Below are 18,520 nucleotides of genomic sequence, written 5' to 3'. Positions count from 1 at the left end.
ATTTTGCAATCGATTATGACAAAAGATAACCACACGACAGAGGCCCAGTTTGAACAGGTGATGAGTGAATGTCGCACCTTGTTCACCAAGAAGTTGCATGATTATGGAGCTTCATGGCGAATACTGCGCCCACAGTCGCTTACCGACCAATTGTTTATCAAGGCCAAGCGCATACGCTCCTTGGAAATTAAGAAGGAATCGCTTGTGGGCGAAGGCATACGACCAGAATTTATAGCCCTCATCAATTATGGCATTATTGGATTGATACAGCTCAGCCACGGATTTTCTGATACTGTCGATATGCAACCCGATGAAGCCCTTGCACTCTATGACAAGTATGCCGATGATGCCTTGCAACTGATGATACGTAAGAATCACGATTATGATGAGGCATGGAGATCCATGCGCGTCAGCAGTTATACCGATTTCATCCTCACCAAAATAGAACGCATCAAAGAGATAGAGAACATCGGTGGAGACACCCTTGTCAGTGAAGGCATTGATGCCAATTACATGGACATCATCAACTATGCCGTCTTTGGAGCAATCAAGTTGAGTGAATGATGGTTAGAAAAATAGCAGTAAACGTTGCCCGTTTGGTCATCGCAATGACATTTATCCTATCAGGATTTGTCAAAGCTGTAGATCCGCTGGGCACACAATATAAGATTGTCGACTATCTCAAGGCAATGCAGCTGGGGACATTTGTACCCGATTTCCTCACACTTACTGCATCTGTACTTTTGTCGGCAGTGGAATTTGGATTGGGCATCTGTATGCTCTTTGCTATACGCCGTCGGTTGGTGTCACTACTTGCACTTTGCATGATGATTCCCATGACGGCATTAACACTATGGTTGGCAGTGGCCAACCCTGTCACCGATTGTGGGTGTTTCGGCGATGCTGTCACCCTCACCAATTGGCAGACATTTACAAAAAATGTGGTGCTTCTGGGTTGTGTCGCTATCGTGAGATACAGGCCGCTCGATATGATGCGCTTTGTATCGAAGACCAATCAATGGATTGTGACCAACTATTCGATGCTCTTCATCTTTGCTGTATCGGCATGGTCGCTATATGATTTGCCACAATTTGACTTTCGTCCTTATCATGTAGGAACCAATATCTTGAAGGGAATGGAGATTCCAGAAGGTGCAGAAATGCCAACCTTCGAAACGACATACCTGATGGAGAAGGACGGTAAGAGGCAGACATTCGATATAGACCACTATCCTGATTCTACTTGGACTCTTATCGAGGCCAATACTCGACAACTGACCAAGGGATATGAACCGCCCATCCACGATTTCTATATCAATGACATAGAAACAGGAGAAGACATCACCATGCAACTGTTGGAACAGAAGGGATACCTATTCCTGCTGGTGACACCACATCTTGGGAGTGCAGACGATAGCCAGTTTGACCGCATCAACGAACTCTATGAATATTCGCGCGATCATGGTTACCGCTTCTATGGACTCACCGCAAGCGATGAAAAAGCCATAGGACAATGGCGCGACATGACAGGGGCTGAATACACTTTCTGTCAATCAGACGAAACGGTGTTGAAGACCATCATACGTAGTAACCCAGGACTATTGTTGCTGAAAGACGGAACAATCGTGCGCAAATGGAGTCATAACAATCTGCCACAACTCGATGAAGAACAGGCAAACAAGTCTTTGGAGCAGTTGGATATTGGACATCTGCCAAAAGATACCACTCCAAGAAAGATACTTGATATCGTATTGTGGTATATGTTGCCCCTCTTCCTACTGACCATAGCAGACCGACTCTGGGCTTGGTCGAAATGGATGAAACGCAAAGAAGAAACAAACAAGATATTTAAACTCTTAAGAAAAAAGAAAATGAGAAAGAAAATTGTAGCAGGAAACTGGAAAATGAACCTGAACCTGCAAGACGGTGTGGCTTTGGCCAAAGAACTTAACGAGGCACTTGCTGCCGACAAACCCAATTGCGATGTTATAATCTGCACACCATTCATCCATCTGGCTTCTGTAGCTCAGGTGCTTGATGCCAATGTTATTGGCCTCGGTGCAGAAAACTGCGCTGACAAGGAAAAGGGTGCTTATACCGGTGAGGTTAGCGCTGAAATGGTTAAGAGCACTGGTGCACAGTATGTTATTCTGGGCCACTCAGAGCGTCGCCAGTATTACAGCGAGACTCCAGAGATCCTGAAAGAGAAGGTGCAACTCGCACTGAAGAACGGTCTTAAGGTTATCTTCTGTATCGGTGAAACTCTCGAAGAGCGTGAGGCTAACAAGCAGAACGAAGTAGTGAAGGCTGAACTCGAAGGAAGCGTATTCAACCTCAGCGAGGAAGAATTCCGCAACATCGTTATAGCTTACGAGCCAATTTGGGCTATTGGTACCGGTAAAACCGCTACCGCAGAGCAGGCAGAAGAAATCCATGCCTATATCCGCTCTATCGTAGAAGAGAAGTATGGTGCAACTGTGGCTGATGACACAACTATCCTTTACGGTGGTAGCTGCAAAGCCAGCAACGCTCCTGAACTCTTTGCAAAGCCCGACATCGACGGTGGTCTTATCGGAGGTGCTTCACTAAAATGTGCAGACTTCAAGGGCATTATCGACGCTTGGAAGAAATAAGGCTCAAACCAACCGGACTCAAGATGAAGCATCAGACTCTTCGTCGTGACCGTTGGATAGTCACCATGATTCTGTGTATCGGCATGGCAATCCATGCCGGTGCACAGTCTTTTACACAACGCATCCAGAAGAAAGTGGATGGTCAGGGTACTGTTACCATTCATCATAGTCAGGAGATAGACCGACTGGTCAATGTGCAACCCACATCGCCCAGCAGTACCACAGCAACTAAACCTTCTGCGGATAAGGCTGTGTCAAGTGGCAAATCCAATACTCCGACACCATCAGGTGCAGACAAATATAGCGGCAACCCTTCTGCTGCTAATTCCCCAATAGCGAAAGTTAATGCGCCGGAGAGTAGCAGTGAAGCAGAGGTCGATATGTCTAAAAAGGTGATGCGTAATGCCCAAAAAGTCATGGGCTATCGTGTACAGGCCTTTGCCGGTGGCAACTCGCGTCAAGATCGTCAGAATGCCGAACGCACCCGCAACGCTATCAAAGCTCACTATCCTCATGTACCTGTCTATGTGCATTTCTATTCTCCTAGATGGATTTGTCGTGTCGGCAACTACCGTACATACGAGGAAGCGCACCATATGTTGGTTAACCTGCAACGGCTTGGCTATAAGCAGGCATCCATTGTGAAAGGAAAAATAACCGTACAGTATTAAATGAATCCAGAAACAGAATATAGAGAAGGACTTGACCAGTTGGCCGAGCACTACCATGAAGTGTTGTCGCTACTGGGTGAAGATCCCGAACGAGAGGGATTGCTTAAGACCCCCATGCGTGTGGCAAAGGCCATGCAGATATTGACACGTGGCTACAAAATGGACGCTCATAAAGTGCTGACTGATGCACTTTTCAAGGAAGATTATAGTCAGATGGTCATTGTCAAGGACATCGATTTCTTTTCATTGTGTGAACACCATATGTTGCCTTTCTATGGTAAAGTGCATGTGGCGTATATTCCAAATGGATATATTACTGGCCTTTCAAAGATTGCCCGTGTAGTAGATATCTTTAGTCATCGCCTTCAAGTGCAAGAGCGTATGACCCTGCAAATTAAGGAATGTATCGAACAGACCTTGCATCCGCTAGGTGTGATGGTTGTGGTCGAGGCTCAGCACATGTGTATGCAGATGCGTGGTGTAGAGAAAATAAACTCTATCACTACCACGAGCGACTTCAGTGGTGCCTTCAACCAGGCCAAAACTCGCCAAGAATTCATGAACCTCATCCATAATAAGTAACTCCTAATCATTCATAAAACTAATAAACATACACCCATGGCAGCCAATCAGAAAGAATCATACAAGACCAATCAGAACCTTCTGCAAGAGTTCTATCACAGTTGTTTCGGCAAGATTATAATCCTGTTGCTGATGATGGCACTGTTGCTGTTTGTGGCATTGATTACCCGTCCTACAAAGCAGCAGATGCTCGATGAGATGGAAGACAACATTCGCGAATGCCTCCAGGAAAACGATAGCATCAAGGCAGATGGCGTTGATGATGTTGTCAACAACTTCTGCAACATCTTCACAACTGCCGGTGAGTTAGCCTCCGACAGTGATGTCGTTGCTGCTTACAAGAAGTTTAACCGTTTGGAAGTATACCAGCATCCATTCTATTCTACCGCACACATTATTAATAATATTCATCCCAGTGGCGTCCGTGTCGGTATCGGTGTGTTTGGTGTTGTCATTCCTACGGTGAGTTATAAGGATTTGATACTATTTGTCAGTCCAATCAAGAACTACAACAAGACACATATTATCACTCCACCGGTTATTACCGATGATGACTTGGGTGAGAATCCCAATGTGCAGGAATACCATTATTTGGGTGATCCTGATCAGTAACTGTCAACAGAAGCGGCCTTCTCATAGTGTCGCACGACTGATATATTCATTTATTCCCAGTTGCACCTATGGTGTGGAAGGGATATTATTATCCCTACCATCATCTGTTGCTTTTGGGTATTTGAAAACTATTTTTTGACCTCATGAACAATTTTGGATAAAAGGTGTAACATAAGACAAAGACCGCACGTGGAATAATTGCTATATTTGCAAACGAAAGCCGTTGCGCTGACTGCTGACTGTATGAAGAAATCCACATTGCGTTTGTCATGGGACGGCAGGTAGTGATACTAATTCAAACCTAAAATACCAATAATGATGAAAAGACTCAAACTTATTATCAGTATGTTGCTGTTGATGATATTGCATGTCAGTGCATCGTCAGCAGACCAGACGGTCTTATCGGTTGGAGTAGATCCTAATTTCCAAATCTATCTCTGCTTGGGACAGTCAAACATGGAAGGCAATGCCACTCCTGAGGCATGTGACCGTGTAGGTGTAAATCCCCGCTTTGTGTCGATGAATGTATTTGACGATGAAAAGGCTGGATGGCACAAATTCCAATGGCGCACAGCTGTTCCGCCATTGGTAGCACCTCAGACAGGTCTTACTCCTGCCGATTACTTCGGTCGTCGCATGGTGGATTTTCTGCCCGAAGAAGTCAGGGTGGGTGTGGTAATGGCAGCTGTTGGCGGCGCCAGCATCGACCTGTTTGACAAGCGCCTCTATAGCGATTACCTCAAGAAACAGCCCGATTGGATGAAAAACTTTGCTCGCCGCTATGACGGCAACCCTTATGCTTGCTTGATAGCAGCCGCTCGTGAGGCCATGAAGCAAGGTGTCATTAAGGGAATACTCTTCCATCAGGGTGAGACCAATACTGCCGATCCAACATGGCCAGCACGTGTAAAAACGGTCTATGATGATATTCTTGCCGACCTCGGCCTGCAAGCAGTCGACGTCCCATTGCTGATGGGCGAGGTGGTTCAGACCGATCAGGGAGGACACTGTGGTTCACACAATGCTATCATAGATGATATTGCCAAGACCATACCAACCGCTCATGTGATATCGTCGAAGGATTGCCCTCAGCGTGGCGATGGACTGCATTTCACCGCGGAAGGCTATCGAATCCTTGGCAAACGCTATGCCGATGTAATGCTTCAACTATTGGGTGCCCCCAAGCAGATGCATGCTTCTGCCAAAAAAGGTAGTTTGGCAGAAAATGCTATTGAAGGCAACGAATTTCCTCGCATTGATGCCCAGCATCGTGCTTATTTCCGTCTGCATGCTCCCGAAGCACGTGATGTGAAGGTAGATATCTGTGGCAAGAAATATCCCATGTTGCGCGATTCCAACGGCGAATGGTATGGAGTGACCGATCCGTTGGTTGTTGGTTTCCACTATTATGTCTTCAATGTAGATGGTGTCTCGGTTACTGATCCTGCTTGTGATACTTATTTCGGATGCCACCGTCTGATGAGCGGTTTGGATGTTCCTGAAGGTGACGAGGGTAACTATTACCATCCCCAACAGGGCGTGGCACAGGGACAAGTACGCTCTTGCGCTTATTTTGCAGCTTCGCAAGGCAAGTTCCGTCGCGCCATGGTATATACGCCAGCCGAATACGAACGTAATAAGAGCAAGCGCTATCCTGTGCTCTATCTGCAGCATGGCATGGGTGAAGATGAAACCGGATGGAGTCATCAAGGCCACATGAACCATATTCTCGACAATCTGATAGCCACTGGCGAGTGTGTGCCCATGATAGTTGTTATGGAGAGTGGTGATGTGAAAGCGCCCTTCGTACCTAAGCGTGGAGCGACTCCTGATGCATCGCGCAACGGTTATGGTGCATCGTTCTATCAGGTTCTCAACGACGACCTCATCCCGATGATAGACAAGACCTTCCGTACTAAAACCGATCGCGAAAGTCGTGCAATGGCAGGACTGTCTTGGGGCGGTTTCCAAAGTTTCAATACCGTATTGACCCATCTCGACCGGTTTGCATATCTTGGAACCTTTAGTGGTGCCATATTCGGTGTTGATGTAAAGACCTGTCACAACGGTGTGTTTGCCGATGCTGACCGTTTCAACAAGCAGATGAAGTATATGTTCATGGGTTGCGGTACGGAGGAAAACTTCGGTACAGGCAAGATGGTCAACGACCTGAAGGCCCTTGGCATCAATGTTACTTATTATGAGTCGAAGGGTACTGCCCACGAATGGCTCACCTGGCGTCGTTGTCTTCGCCAGTTTGTTCCACACCTTTTTAAGAAATAAAACGATGAAATCAAACAACAACATTCTTTTTCTCGCCACAGCTTTGGCATCCTCAACTGTAGCCTTGGCACAGAATCCTATTATTCAAACCCAGCTGACTACCGATCCTGCGCCTTTGGTGTGTGGTGACCGCATCTATGTATATACCGGCCACGATGAAGACCATGCCGATTTCTTCTGGATGAATGAATGGCGTGTGTATTCTTCAACCGATATGGTCAACTGGACTGACCATGGTTCACCACTCAATCAATCGTCATTTGCTTGGGCTGACGACCGTGCGTGGGCAGCACAGGCAATCGAGCGCAATGGAAAGTATTATTGGTATGTCTGTGCCCACTCCAAAATAACCGGTGGCATGGCTATCGGTGTGGCTGTAGGCGACACACCGACAGGTCCTTTCCGTGATGCCTTAGGCAAACCATTATTCGATAACGGTTCGTGGGACAATATAGACCCCACGGTTTTGATAGATACCGATGGTCAGGCATACCTCTATTGGGGCAATCCGCATCTCTACTGTGCCCGTCTTAACGATGATATGATATCTATCCGTGGCGAAGTGGAACGCATCGAACAGCGTGTTGAAGGCTTCGGCGCTCCCGATATGGAAAAGCGCGACAAAAATGTAAAATACAAAGATTGCTATACTGAAGGTCCATGGATTAGTAAGCGTGGCAACAACTATTACATGCTCTATGCCGCAGGTGGAGTGCCCGAACATATTGCTTATTCTATGAGCAAGACGCCTACAGGACCTTGGAAATACATGGGCAACATCATGCCACTGCAGGACACAGGTTCGTTTACCAACCATTGTGGTGTAGCTGATTTCAAGGGACATTCATATTTCTTCTATCATACCGGCAAGTTGGGAGGTGGCTTTGGTCGCAGCGTAGCAGTTGAAGAGTTTACCTATCAACCAGATGGTACATTCCCTATCATCAATGCTACAGCCGAAGGAGTGCGTCCTATAGGTACACTTTGCCCATACAATCGTGTGGAAGCAGAGACTATGGCATGGTCGAAGGGCATTAAGTCAGAGTGGAATGAAGATACCGGTGTGTATCTTTCAGATATTCATAATGGCGATTATATCAAAGTGCGTGAAGTGGATTTCGGTCAGCAACAACCGTTGCGTTTCGAAGCTCGTGTGGCAAGCGCCCTACAAGGCGGATGGCTTGAAGTGCGTACCGACAGCGTGGCAGGTCCACTTGTGGCACAAGTGAAAGTGCCCTATACCGGTGGATGGGAGAAGTGGCAGACTGTAGAGACACTTGTAGAGCGTCCTCTTGTGGGCAAACACGATCTCTATTTCGTATTCAAAGGCCTGAAAGGTCTCAAACTCTTCACCTTCGACTGGTGGCGTTTCGATCAGAATCAAGTGGCAGCAGAAGGCATGATGCACAATCCTGTGCTGTGGAGCGACGTGCCCGATCCCGATGTGATTCGTGTGGGTGACACCTATTATATGGTCAGCACCACCATGCATCTCATGCCCGGAGCTCCTATCATGGCTTCGAAAGATCTGGTCAACTGGGAGATTGTCAACTATATCTTCCCCCGACTGACCGGCTCGCCACGTTACGATATGCGCGAAGGTACTGTCTATGGGCGTGGTCAGTGGGCCACTTCGCTGAAATATCACAATGGCAAATTCTATGCACTCTTTGCACCAAACGATAATTCTGACGGTGAAACCTATCTCTGTGTGGCTGACCGTGCAGAGGGAGAATGGACCATTCATAGCCGTATGCGCCACTTCCACGACGCTACGTTGATGTTCGACGATGACGGAAAGGGCTATATCGTGTATGGTACAGGAGAAATCATGCAACTCAATGACGATTTGACCGATGTGGTAGAAGGCAGTCATCATATACTTTTCAAACGCGATAAAACCGAAACCAACCTACTTGAAGGCTCTCGCATGATTAAGCACAATGGTAAATACTACCTGCTGATGATATCTTTGACCAATGGACATCCGCGTCGTGAAGTGTGCTATCGTGCAGACCATATCTACGGTCCATACGAGAAAAAGGTTATTCTTGAAACCGAATTTGGAGGTAAAGGCGGTGTGGGACAAGGCACCATTGTCGATACACCCGACGGACGTTGGTATGCTATCATCTTCCAAGACCGTGACGGAGTGGGGCGCACACCAACGCTCGAACCCGTTCGCTGGCTCGACGGATGGCCTATCTTGACCGATTGGGATGGTAAGATTCCCTATTTAATGCCTGTTCCTGTGAAGGGATTTGAGAAGAAATCCATAGTCTATAGCGACCATTTTGACAGCGATAAGTTGGCGCTGCAATGGCAGTGGAACCACAATCCAGTGGATGAGGCATGGTCGCTGACCGATCGCAAAGGTTGGCTCCGACTGAAGACATCACGCATCGCACCACACATCTTCCTTGCTCCCAATACGCTGACAAACCGTACCGAGGGTCCTGCATGCCAAGGAACAATACATCTTGATCTGAGCAATATGAAGGATGGCGACGTGGCTGGACTCTCTGCCTTCCAAGGCGATGCAGCCTTACTGTCGGTTGTGAAGAAAGGCAAACGCCTATATATTGTAGCAACGAAAGAGTCGGTGGAGTTGACCGATAAGGATAAAGCTGTTGTGGGTGTAAAACGAGAGGAAGTGTTCCGTCGCGAACTCAAGGGCAAAGAGGTTTGGTTGCGCATGGCGTGCGACTTCCGATTGGGCAAAGACCTTGCCACACTGTCGTACAGCGCAGATGGTAAACAATGGACAGATGCCATCAAAGATTTCCGTATGATTTATGATTATCGCCGATTGTTTATGGGCACACGTTTCGCTATCTATAACTTTGCCACACGTCAGACAGGTGGATGGGTCGATGTGGATAGCTTCGACTATCAGCGTGACTGATAGACTGTAACCTGCAAGATAACATCTAAACATATAAGATGGTTCGTCCGATGCTGTCGGACGAACCTCTTTTATTTCTATACGCGCACGCGCACGCGATGTCGCAAGAAATCGACCACTCGACCACCAGCGTGTTGTAACAGGTTGAGCAATATTGTCTTATGTTGGTGGTCGAATCGTTTTTGAGGGGTGTTTTCGACCACCTTTCGACCACCACAAGTGTTGTTTGTTGTAAGCGTGAGGTTGTCATAAAGACGATGTTTGTATTTTGCCAGAGTAAATCATGATGCTGAAAATGTTTTTGCCAAATGTTTGGCCAATACCTTTGCCCTATATTTGGCAATACTTTTGTCTAACGTTTAAAAGACTTCTTTCCAATGTTTGAAAAGACTTCTTTCTAACGTTTGAAAAGACTTCTTTCTAACGTTTGATAATACTTTTATCCAACGTTTGACAATACTTTTATCCAACGTTTGATAATACTTTTATCAGCGGTTAGAAAAACTCAGAAAATATCGTTCGCTTTGAAGATGGTCATGTTGCCAACAATTTTTATAGTGTGGTCGAAGCATGGTCGAAAATACCGTAGCAACCGCCATCGACCACAGCTTAAGATATTGAATAGTAGTGTTTTGAGCTTTTGGTGTGGCCTTGTGGTCGAATATTTTTGAAAAACTGAAAAAATGTATGCACACATGGTGTCTTTGTGTGTTGCGCTATTGTCTGAAAGAGGAACAGGCATTTAGGCAATAAAAAATTGATTTACCCAGCAATTCACGTGGAATTGCCGAGTAAATCAACATGTTTTCCCCTTTTGTAAGGAGTTGGGTTATAGCTTAGAACCCCATATTGCCATTAGGCTTTACAAGGTGTCCAAGGCTTCAACTGCTTGAAGAAATCGTTGCCCTTGTCGTCAACAAGGATGAATGCGGGGAAGTCTTCAACAGTGATTTTCCAAATGGCTTCCATACCCAGTTCGGGATATTCCACACATTCGATGCTCTTGATGCTCGACTGAGACAGTACAGCAGCCACACCACCGATAGTGCCGAGATAGAATCCACCATGCTTCTGACAAGCATCGGTAACCATCTGTGAACGGTTGCCCTTGGCTATCATCACCAGTGAACCACCGTGATCCTGGAACTCATCAACGTATGGGTCCATGCGGTTGGCTGTGGTTGGTCCCATTGAACCGCAAGGATAACCCTCTGGGGTCTTAGCAGGACCAGCGTAGAGCACGGGATAGTCTTTGAAATACTGTGGTAGGTCTTCACCTGCATCGAGGCGTGCCTTGAGCTTGGCATGGGCGATGTCGCGTGCCACGATGATGGTACCTTTCAGGTTGACGCGAGTAGATACGGGATATTTAGACAGTTCGGCACGAACAGCATCAATACCCTTGTCGAGGTCAATCTCGATACCCTTGGTGCCTTCGCCCGGATTGCGCAGTTCCTCAGGGATAAGCTCTGTGGGGTTCTCATCCATCTTCTCCAACCAGATACCGTCGCGGTTGATCTTAGCCTTGATATTGCGGTCTGCCGAACAGCTGACACCCATACCGATGGGGCATGATGCGCCGTGGCGAGGCAGACGGATCACGCGGATGTCGTGAGCCAGAGCCTTACCGCCAAACTGTGCACCCAGTCCAATCTTGTGGGCTTCGTCGAGGAGTTTTGCCTCAAGGTCGATATCGCGGAAAGCGCGTCCTGTCTCATCACCAGTGGTAGGCAGGTTGTCGTAGTACTTGATACTTGCCAGTTTCACTGTCAGCAAGTTTTTCTCTGCTGAAGTTCCACCGATAACAAATGCGATGTGGTAAGGAGGACATGCAGCAGTTCCGAGGCTCTTCATCTTCTCTACGAGGAAGGGTAACAGCGTGCCTTCATTCTGAATGGTGGCCTTGGTCATGGGGTAGAAGTAGGTCTTGTTGGCAGAACCACCACCCTTGGCAACCATCACAAAGCGATATTCGGCACCCTCTGTAGCCTCGATGTCAATCTGTGCGGGAAGGTTGCAACGGGTGTTGACTTCGTCGTACATGTTGAGCGGGGCGTTTTGAGAATAACGCAGATTGTCTTGTGTGAAAGTGTTATATACACCAAGGCTGAGGGCTTCCTCATCCTCAAATCCGGTCCATACCTGCTGACCTTTCTCACCATGGATAATGGCTGTGCCGGTGTCCTGACAGAAAGGAAGAACACCTTTGACAGCTGTTTCGGCATTGCGCAGGAACTGCAAGGCTACATACTTGTCGTTTTCAGACGATTCAGGATCGGTAAGAATCTGGGCTACCTGCTCGTTGTGGGCGCGACGCAGCATAAACTCTACATCGTGGAATGCCTGCTGAGCCAACAGCGTCAGGGCTTCTTTCGATACTTTTACGATTTCTTTACCCTCAAATTCAGCTGTGCTGACGCCTTCTTTCGAGAGCAGTCTGTACTCAGTGTCGTCCTTGCCCAACTGGAACATAGGGGCATACTTGAATTCTGGATTCATATTCGTTTAGTTTTTTATAATGAATAATTAATACCTGTTGATTGGTTTATCAATAACCGAAGATATCCTCAAGAGTGAGTTTCTTTACTGGTGCTATGCGCTCCAGAACCTTCATATCGAGCTCTTTGTCATTGCCAAGGATCATGTATCGATAGGGTTTACCGGCTGCTTGTGATTTCTCGAAATTCACAATGTCCTGTAGCGTTACTCGCTGTACATCCTTGTAGATGGTCTCGTTGATATCGTAGTCGAATCCCAATTTGCGCATGCTGAAGTAACGGTCGATAACCGATGACTTGGTGACGCGCTGGCTGGCAAGACGCTTGATGACGGCATCCTTGGCAATATTGAAGGCTGCTTCGCTCTGTGGGATGGTATCGAGAATGTTGTGGAACTCGCTGATGCAATCGCCCATCTTATCGTTTTGAGTGATGATATTTGCAAAGAAACTCTCCTTGTCGCTCTTCTTTGAAGGGCGGGTATATACGGCTCCGGCGCTATAGGCAAGACCGCGTGCTTCGCGCATCTCCTGGAATACGATGCTGTTCATACCGCCACCGAAGTATTCGTTGAATACGGAAATCTTTCCTGCATCGGCAAGATTGAAGGGACGGCCTTCATTGTGGTACATGCGGAAATAGATGTTTTTGGCATCAAACGGTGCCATCAACACTTCGTTTGTTGGAGTCTGAGTGGCTTGATAGGGAGTGGCATGGGGCACGTCCTGAAGTTTTTTGGGAGTGGCGTGCAACTTTGTGATAACGGCTGTCATGTCTTTCAACTCCATCGGACCATAGTAGTAGAGCTCATGCTTCATGTTGCGGAGACCTTTGATGAGATCGAGCAACTCCTGTGGATTGGTATTGCGCAACTGGTCGGCACTCATCATGTCGGTATAGATATTACGGCTACCATATACACCATAAGCGTATAGATGTTCGGCGCAGTTACGTTGGTCTTTCTTGTCATCGTCGCGCTCTTTCAAGATGAGCGATACGAACTGGTCGTAGGATGCTTGGTCGGCTTTAGCATTTTGGAGCACATTCTCCATCAGTGACAGTGCTTCTGCCATGTTCTCACTCAAGCCGTTCAGACGGATGGTGATACGGTTGCCAGATACACTAATTCCATAGTCACAACCCAGCTTGTAGAACTTGCGTTTAAGTTCTGCCACCGAGTATTTGTCGGTTCCAACATAGTTCAGATAGTTGCTTGCCATATCGTAACGGTTGTCGTCTTGATTACCGAAATCGTAGGCGAAACCGAGAAAGAAGAGACCATTATCGGTGTTTTTCTTATAGACAACGGGTATGCCTTTCTTGGTGGTGGCAAGGGTCAAGTCTTTCTTGAAATCCACAAAGACGGGTTGGATGGGCGTCACCTCTGTGTTCTGAATGTCTTTCACAAACTGGCTCACCATGTCGCGGTTGGCAGGAATAGGAGTGATGGCAGGCTTGTCAATCTTCTTGGCAAGACTGTCGGTGCCCTGTGTTTTGTAGATTACAGCATAACCGTTGGTGAAGAAACGATTGGCAAAAGCCACAATATCCTGCTTTGTCATCTTCTCAATGCGTGCAATGCTATTGGCATGCTGTTGCCAACTGTCACCATTGACAAACGAGTTGACCATCTCTGAGACGCGCCATCTGTTGTTGTCGAGTGCTTGCATATATCTGCGCTTGAGGTTGTTGACAATAGAAGGCAACAGGTCATCGTCGATGTTTCCTTTCTTCAGATTATCCAATTGGGCTACCATCAGATCCTTTACCTCTTCCAGTGTCTGGCCCTGACGGGGAACGCCATAGAGTACAAAGCTGGAGTAGTCTTGTTGAGTTTGACAGAAAGCCTGTGCTGCCATAACCTTCATAGGCTGATTGAGGTTTGTGTCGAAGAGTCCGGCACGACCGTTGCTCAGCATAGAAGAAATGACGTCAAGGGTGTCGGACTGCAGAGATGCTGCCTTTTCGCCACGCCATGCCACACAGACAAAGGCTGCCTGCTGACCAACGATAGTTGTATCGGACGGAGTGGTCAATACTGGTTGGGCAGGGAATATTGGTTGGCTGACATCCTGACCGGGTTGCATAGTGCCGAAATACTTGTCGATGATGGCTACTACCTGATCGGGATCGAAATCACCAGCCATACAGATCGCCATATTGTTGGGCACATACCACTTCCTGAAATAGTTCTTGATATTGGTGATGGAAGGGTTCTTCAGGTGATTCTGGGTACCGATGGTAGTCTGTGTGCCATAGGGATGGGTTGGGGTAAGTTTCTTGCCAATGGCGCTCCAAAGTTTGTCGTTATCGTCGGTGAGATAGATATTGTACTCCTCATAAACGGCCTCAAGTTCGGTATGGAAGCCGCGAATTACCATATTCTGAAAACGATCAGACTGAATCTTGGCCCAGTTGTCAATCTCGTTGGAGGGAATATCTTCTGTATAGCAGGTCACATCGTTGCTGGTATAAGCATTGGTACCCTGTGCGCCGATGGTTGACATGAGTTTGTCATACTCGTTGGGGATGAAGTAGCGGGCTGCTATTTGGCTCACGCTGTCTATCTCGTGGTAGGCCTGCTTGCGTGCCATGGCATCGGTCAGTTGGCGGTAACGCTCATAACGAGCCTCGATGTCGGCAAGCAATGGTGCTTCGGATTCGGCATTATTGGTACCGAAATGGTTGGTGCCTTTAAACATCAGATGCTCCAGATAGTGGGCGAGACCCGTGGTTTCGGCAGGATCGTTCTTCGAACCGGTGCGAACGGCGATGTGTGCCTCAATACGTGGCTTATCTTTGTTGACGCTAAGATAAACCTTCAGACCGTTGTCAAGCGTGTAGATGCGGGTTTTCGTCATGTCGCCGCTGACGGTCTCAAACTTGTAGTCCTTGGCTGCCGCTGTGGTGGCAACAGCAAGTGCCAACAGGGAGAGGATACTCTTTAATTTCATATGCGGATGTTTTATATTTTGTTCTGTTATTCTTCCAGATGTTTTGCCTACTTCCGATGTTTGCGGATTGAGAAGCGTGTGAGTTGTCTTTTTGTTGTTCTGCGTCGCTGCAACACTTAGCTATCGTATCGGCTTAGTCTTCAAAGTCTATTTCGTGATCGAGTTTTGTGATGAAATCATCGAATACAGACTGTTCTACATCGCCCATGGCAAACTCTTTCTCGGCATCCTTACGAATCTCTGCCACCCATGCACGACGTGCGCGGATATAGTCTTCGCGGATGCGGGGCAGGTCGCTATCGCTCAGTTCGTCGAGTCCATAGTAGTCGAGAATGAGACGATAGGTCCAGGTCCACTGGTATTGGCGATAGTGGTTGTCGATATCGATAAAGCGGTCGAGAATCTCTTTGATGCTTTCAATGTTGCCATTCTTGATATCATCAATAAGTCGTTCCTCTTCGCTGATGGGCAAGAGAAGGCCTGAGAGATCTGTCCAGTGGCCCAAACCGATATCTGATGTTGGTTTGCCGAGGAATCCGCCTTTGATGGCGCGCTTTAGAACGGCACCCATATAGATGCGAAGTGCAATATCGTAATACTTAATGCCTTTGCGTAGCGATGTGGCATTGATGATGTATTCATGGTAGTTGTATGAAGATACGTTGTCACCTCCGGCTTGGCGAAGTGCTTCAAGGATTTTCTTGCCTTGCACGATTTCGCCCACGGTAAAGGGTGATAGCCAGTCGAAGTTGATGATGCTCTTACGACAGGAGGCGGCACGCTTGTCACGCTTGGGCCACTTCTTGATATCGCGGTAGAGACCTACCGTGGTGATGTTGCGTCCAGGTACGATATACATGGTGTCGCCGTAAGCCAGCAGATAGGCGAAAGGCAGACAACGCATGTCGGGGTGGTTCATCAGTTTGCCGAAACATACGGAGAAGGCTCCAATCTTTGCTGGCATAAGGACATAGGCACCACTGGCCGTCTTGGTGCCGCGCTCCAGAGTGCCGTAATGTAATGGTCCCATTTTGTAAGCATGGTTGGAGAAATTGGTGTTTGAACCGGCATTATAGAACGAAAACTCGCCGCCGATGAGCAAACTTGATTTGTGGTGGGAGGCTGAGAATGGTCCGCAAAAGGCAGCACATGCCTCACCGTTGGCCATATAGGAATTGGCAAAGAAGACGCTGGCTTGGGCTGTGAATCCGTTGGCCACCTGACAGGCTTCGCCTACAAAACAGTCTTGCATCTTGACAGAATTGGTGATACTGCAACCATTGGAAATGATGGAGTTTTCGCAGATTACACCTGTGCCAATATATACAGAGGCATCTTTCGAACTGAGGATCGTGCAATCGCTCAATCGTGATGCGCCATTGATCTCACAGTCATCTTTCACAACCGTATTGGTAATCTCCTTGGTATTGATAATCTTTACGTTGTTGCCGATGGTACCACGGTCGGGAAGGGAGAAACGCACTTCTTCGCGGATGAGACGAGTAATCTTCTCTTTTAATACCTTATCGTTGAAGTGTTTCACCATGAAAGCGGCTAACTGGGAGTTGAGGTCATGGAAAAGCACCAAGTTGCCATCGCCCATTTCGTTTAGCACCGATATCATGTGGTCTTCACCATAGGTAGCTCCCTCTGTCGTCTCCATTGTTGATACGTTAGAGATATAACAGTTGTCGCCGATGGTATAGTTGTTGATGAAATTGCCAATCTTCTCTATCAGACAGTTGTCACCAATGGTTACGTTGCGAAGTGTGGCATCGTTAATGCCTGCATGTTTGGTAAATCCCTTTGTGACTTCTACTTGAAGGTCGAATACGCCAAGCCGAATGTCGCCATAAAACATCACGCGGTGGAATCCGTATGGTGAGAAATCATCTGCCACTTTAACGCTTTCCCAATTTTCTGCCCAGCAGTTATTCCGTTCGAGGACGTCTATTTCCTCTTGGGTCAATTGTCTGTAATCTCTCATTTCTATCTGTGTTTGATTGTACATGCTTTACTTTGTTGTTGTATGTTCTATATGACGTTTCTGCTCACAATGCTTCTGATTCCTCTACTTGATAGAGAAAATCGTTGTAGGGATATTTCTGTACATGGAGTTGGCGAACCTTTTGATAGAGGATCTCACGAAGCGTGTCGATGTTTCGCTTTTCTTTGGCTGATATAAAGAGACAGTCTCCCTGCATTTTTGCCATCCAGGTTTTCTTCAATTCGTCGAGTGTCACATTCTCTTTGGTAGAGGGAGTGAGGTCGTCTGCCTCTTTTTCTATCCAGGTGTAGGCATCAATTTTGTTGAATACAATCATTGACGGTTTGTCGGCACAGCCTAAATCGGATAAGGTTTTCTCCACAACTTTTATCTGTTCCTCAAAGTCGGGATGCGAGATATCTACCACATGTACCAATAAATCGGCCTCGCGCACTTCGTCAAGAGTGGATTTGAAGGAATCTACCAAGTCGGTTGGCAACTTACGGATGAAACCTACTGTATCGGCAAGTAGGAAAGGGAGATTGTCGATAACCATCTTGCGTACTGTGGTATCGAGCGTGGCGAATAGCTTGTTTTCTGCAAACACATCGCTCTTAGAAAGCAGATTCATCATGGTCGATTTTCCTACGTTCGTATATCCCACCAAGGCTACACGAATCAGGCGACCGCGGTTTTTACGTTGGGTGGTTTTCTGCTTGTCGATTTCTACTAAACGTTGTTTCAATAGCGTAATGCGGTGCAAAATGATACGGCGGTCCATCTCCAACTGTGTTTCACCAGGACCACGAAGACCAACACTACCTTTACCACCACCGCTACCAGAGCCGCCGCCTTGGCGTTCCAAGTGGGTCCACAGGCGTTGCAGACGAGGCAACATATAGCGATACTGTGCCAATTCTACTTGTGTTTTAGCTTCGGCAGTCTGTGCGCGCATGGCGAATATATCAAGAATCAACGAGGTGCGGTCGAGAATCTTTACTTTCAGTTCAGCCTCGATATTGCGCATCTGTTTGGCAGACAGCTCATCATCGAATATCACCATACCTACAGGTTGGGTTTCGCCGGTAGGGTCGTCGTCGGCAGCATCCTCTTGCATTTTGATATATTGCTTGATTTCTTCCAGTTTTCCCTTACCCACATAGGTAACCTGGCTGGGGCCTTGCACCTTCTGTGTGAAGCGTTTCACGGTGACGGCTCCTGCTGTATCCGCAAGGAATTCCAGTTCGTCAAGGTATTCTTTGGTCTTTGCCTCATCCTGCTCCTGAGTGATAAGTCCCACGAGTACGGCGGTTTCGGCCTTGACTTCTGAAATAACAAATTCTTTTATTCAGTATTTTTAATGTCTCTTTTACAAATCTTACGCTTCCGACGAGC

General features: G+C 47.2%; 11 protein-coding genes. 7 read left to right on the top strand and 4 right to left on the bottom strand.

Annotation, left to right across the window (positions count from 1 at the left end):
* Positions 1 to 15: 15 nt before the first annotated feature.
* The 7 genes from CIK93_RS03100 (at position 16) to CIK93_RS13870 (ending at position 9,686) form a co-directional block, all read left to right on the top strand.
* A complete protein-coding gene (locus tag CIK93_RS03100) occupies positions 16 to 564 on the top strand; it encodes a DUF1599 domain-containing protein (protein WP_094391287.1) in 549 nt (182 codons plus the stop codon).
* Positions 561 to 2,633 (top strand): BT_3928 family protein, encoded by a 2,073-nt coding sequence (locus CIK93_RS03095; protein ID WP_254046721.1) that lies wholly within the window; start codon positions 561 to 563, stop codon positions 2,631 to 2,633. Before CIK93_RS03100 ends, CIK93_RS03095 begins: the two co-directional genes overlap by 4 nt.
* The gene (locus tag CIK93_RS03090; RefSeq protein ID WP_254046720.1) at positions 2,591 to 3,304 is read left to right on the top strand and encodes an SPOR domain-containing protein; all 714 of its coding nucleotides are present in this window, start codon (positions 2,591 to 2,593) and stop codon (positions 3,302 to 3,304) included. Before CIK93_RS03095 ends, CIK93_RS03090 begins: the two co-directional genes overlap by 43 nt.
* Positions 3,305 to 3,886 carry a GTP cyclohydrolase I FolE gene (gene folE, locus CIK93_RS03085; RefSeq protein ID WP_094439451.1) on the top strand — a complete coding sequence of 194 codons (582 nt, stop codon included), beginning with the start codon at positions 3,305 to 3,307 and terminating at the stop codon, positions 3,884 to 3,886. It abuts the gene before it with no gap.
* A 36-nt stretch (positions 3,887 to 3,922) separates the two neighbouring features.
* A complete protein-coding gene (locus CIK93_RS03080) occupies positions 3,923 to 4,498 on the top strand; it encodes a hypothetical protein (RefSeq protein WP_094391290.1) in 576 nt (191 codons plus the stop codon).
* A 357-nt stretch (positions 4,499 to 4,855) separates the two neighbouring features.
* Complete coding sequence (locus CIK93_RS03075) at positions 4,856 to 6,781, top strand: sialate O-acetylesterase (protein ID WP_371327194.1); 1,926 nt, start codon at positions 4,856 to 4,858, stop codon at positions 6,779 to 6,781.
* A 4-nt stretch (positions 6,782 to 6,785) separates the two neighbouring features.
* Entirely contained in the window at positions 6,786 to 9,686 is a 2,901-nt protein-coding gene (locus CIK93_RS13870; protein ID WP_254046719.1) for a family 43 glycosylhydrolase, read from the top strand.
* Positions 9,687 to 10,541: 855 nt separating this feature from the next.
* On the opposite strand, the gene CIK93_RS03060 is transcribed toward CIK93_RS13870, so the two are convergent.
* From CIK93_RS03060 to hflX, 4 genes are all read right to left on the bottom strand, one after another.
* A complete protein-coding gene (locus CIK93_RS03060; RefSeq protein WP_094436591.1) occupies positions 10,542 to 12,185 on the bottom strand; it encodes a fumarate hydratase in 1,644 nt (547 codons plus the stop codon).
* 49 nt (positions 12,186 to 12,234) lie between these two features.
* Positions 12,235 to 15,138, bottom strand: coding sequence for a pitrilysin family protein (locus CIK93_RS03055; protein ID WP_094446546.1), 2,904 nt, complete (start codon positions 15,136 to 15,138; stop codon positions 12,235 to 12,237).
* Positions 15,139 to 15,271: 133 nt separating this feature from the next.
* A complete protein-coding gene (locus tag CIK93_RS03050; RefSeq protein ID WP_094391313.1) occupies positions 15,272 to 17,125 on the bottom strand; it encodes a DUF4954 family protein in 1,854 nt (617 codons plus the stop codon).
* 64 nt (positions 17,126 to 17,189) lie between these two features.
* Positions 17,190 to 18,473: a GTPase HflX gene (gene hflX / locus CIK93_RS03045; protein ID WP_094446545.1), complete on the bottom strand. Its 1,284-nt coding sequence runs from the start codon at positions 18,471 to 18,473 to the stop codon at positions 17,190 to 17,192.
* Positions 18,474 to 18,520: the final 47 nt, after the last annotated feature.

This window comes from Prevotella sp. P3-92 (assembly GCF_002251205.1).
GTDB lineage: Bacteria > Bacteroidota > Bacteroidia > Bacteroidales > Bacteroidaceae > Prevotella.
Note: the sequence above shows the minus strand (reverse complement) of the source record. Positions and strands in the feature narration are given on the sequence as shown.

Excerpts from the sequence above, each read along its gene's own strand:
- CIK93_RS03090 (WP_254046720.1), top strand. The coding sequence starts at position 2,591 with ATGTGCAGACTTCAAGGGCATTATCGACGCTTGGAAGAAATAAGGCTC.
- CIK93_RS13870 (WP_254046719.1), top strand. The coding sequence starts at position 6,786 with ATGAAATCAAACAACAACATTCTTTTTCTCGCCACAGCTTTGGCATCC.
- CIK93_RS03080 (WP_094391290.1), top strand. The coding sequence starts at position 3,923 with ATGGCAGCCAATCAGAAAGAATCATACAAGACCAATCAGAACCTTCTG.
- CIK93_RS03075 (WP_371327194.1), top strand. The coding sequence starts at position 4,856 with ATGATATTGCATGTCAGTGCATCGTCAGCAGACCAGACGGTCTTATCG.
- CIK93_RS03055 (WP_094446546.1), bottom strand. The coding sequence starts at position 15,138 with ATGAAATTAAAGAGTATCCTCTCCCTGTTGGCACTTGCTGTTGCCACC.
- CIK93_RS03050 (WP_094391313.1), bottom strand. The coding sequence starts at position 17,125 with ATGAGAGATTACAGACAATTGACCCAAGAGGAAATAGACGTCCTCGAA.
- CIK93_RS03060 (WP_094436591.1), bottom strand. The coding sequence starts at position 12,185 with ATGAATCCAGAATTCAAGTATGCCCCTATGTTCCAGTTGGGCAAGGAC.
- CIK93_RS03095 (WP_254046721.1), top strand. The coding sequence starts at position 561 with ATGATGGTTAGAAAAATAGCAGTAAACGTTGCCCGTTTGGTCATCGCA.
- folE (WP_094439451.1), top strand. The coding sequence starts at position 3,305 with ATGAATCCAGAAACAGAATATAGAGAAGGACTTGACCAGTTGGCCGAG.
- CIK93_RS03100 (WP_094391287.1), top strand. The coding sequence starts at position 16 with ATGACAAAAGATAACCACACGACAGAGGCCCAGTTTGAACAGGTGATG.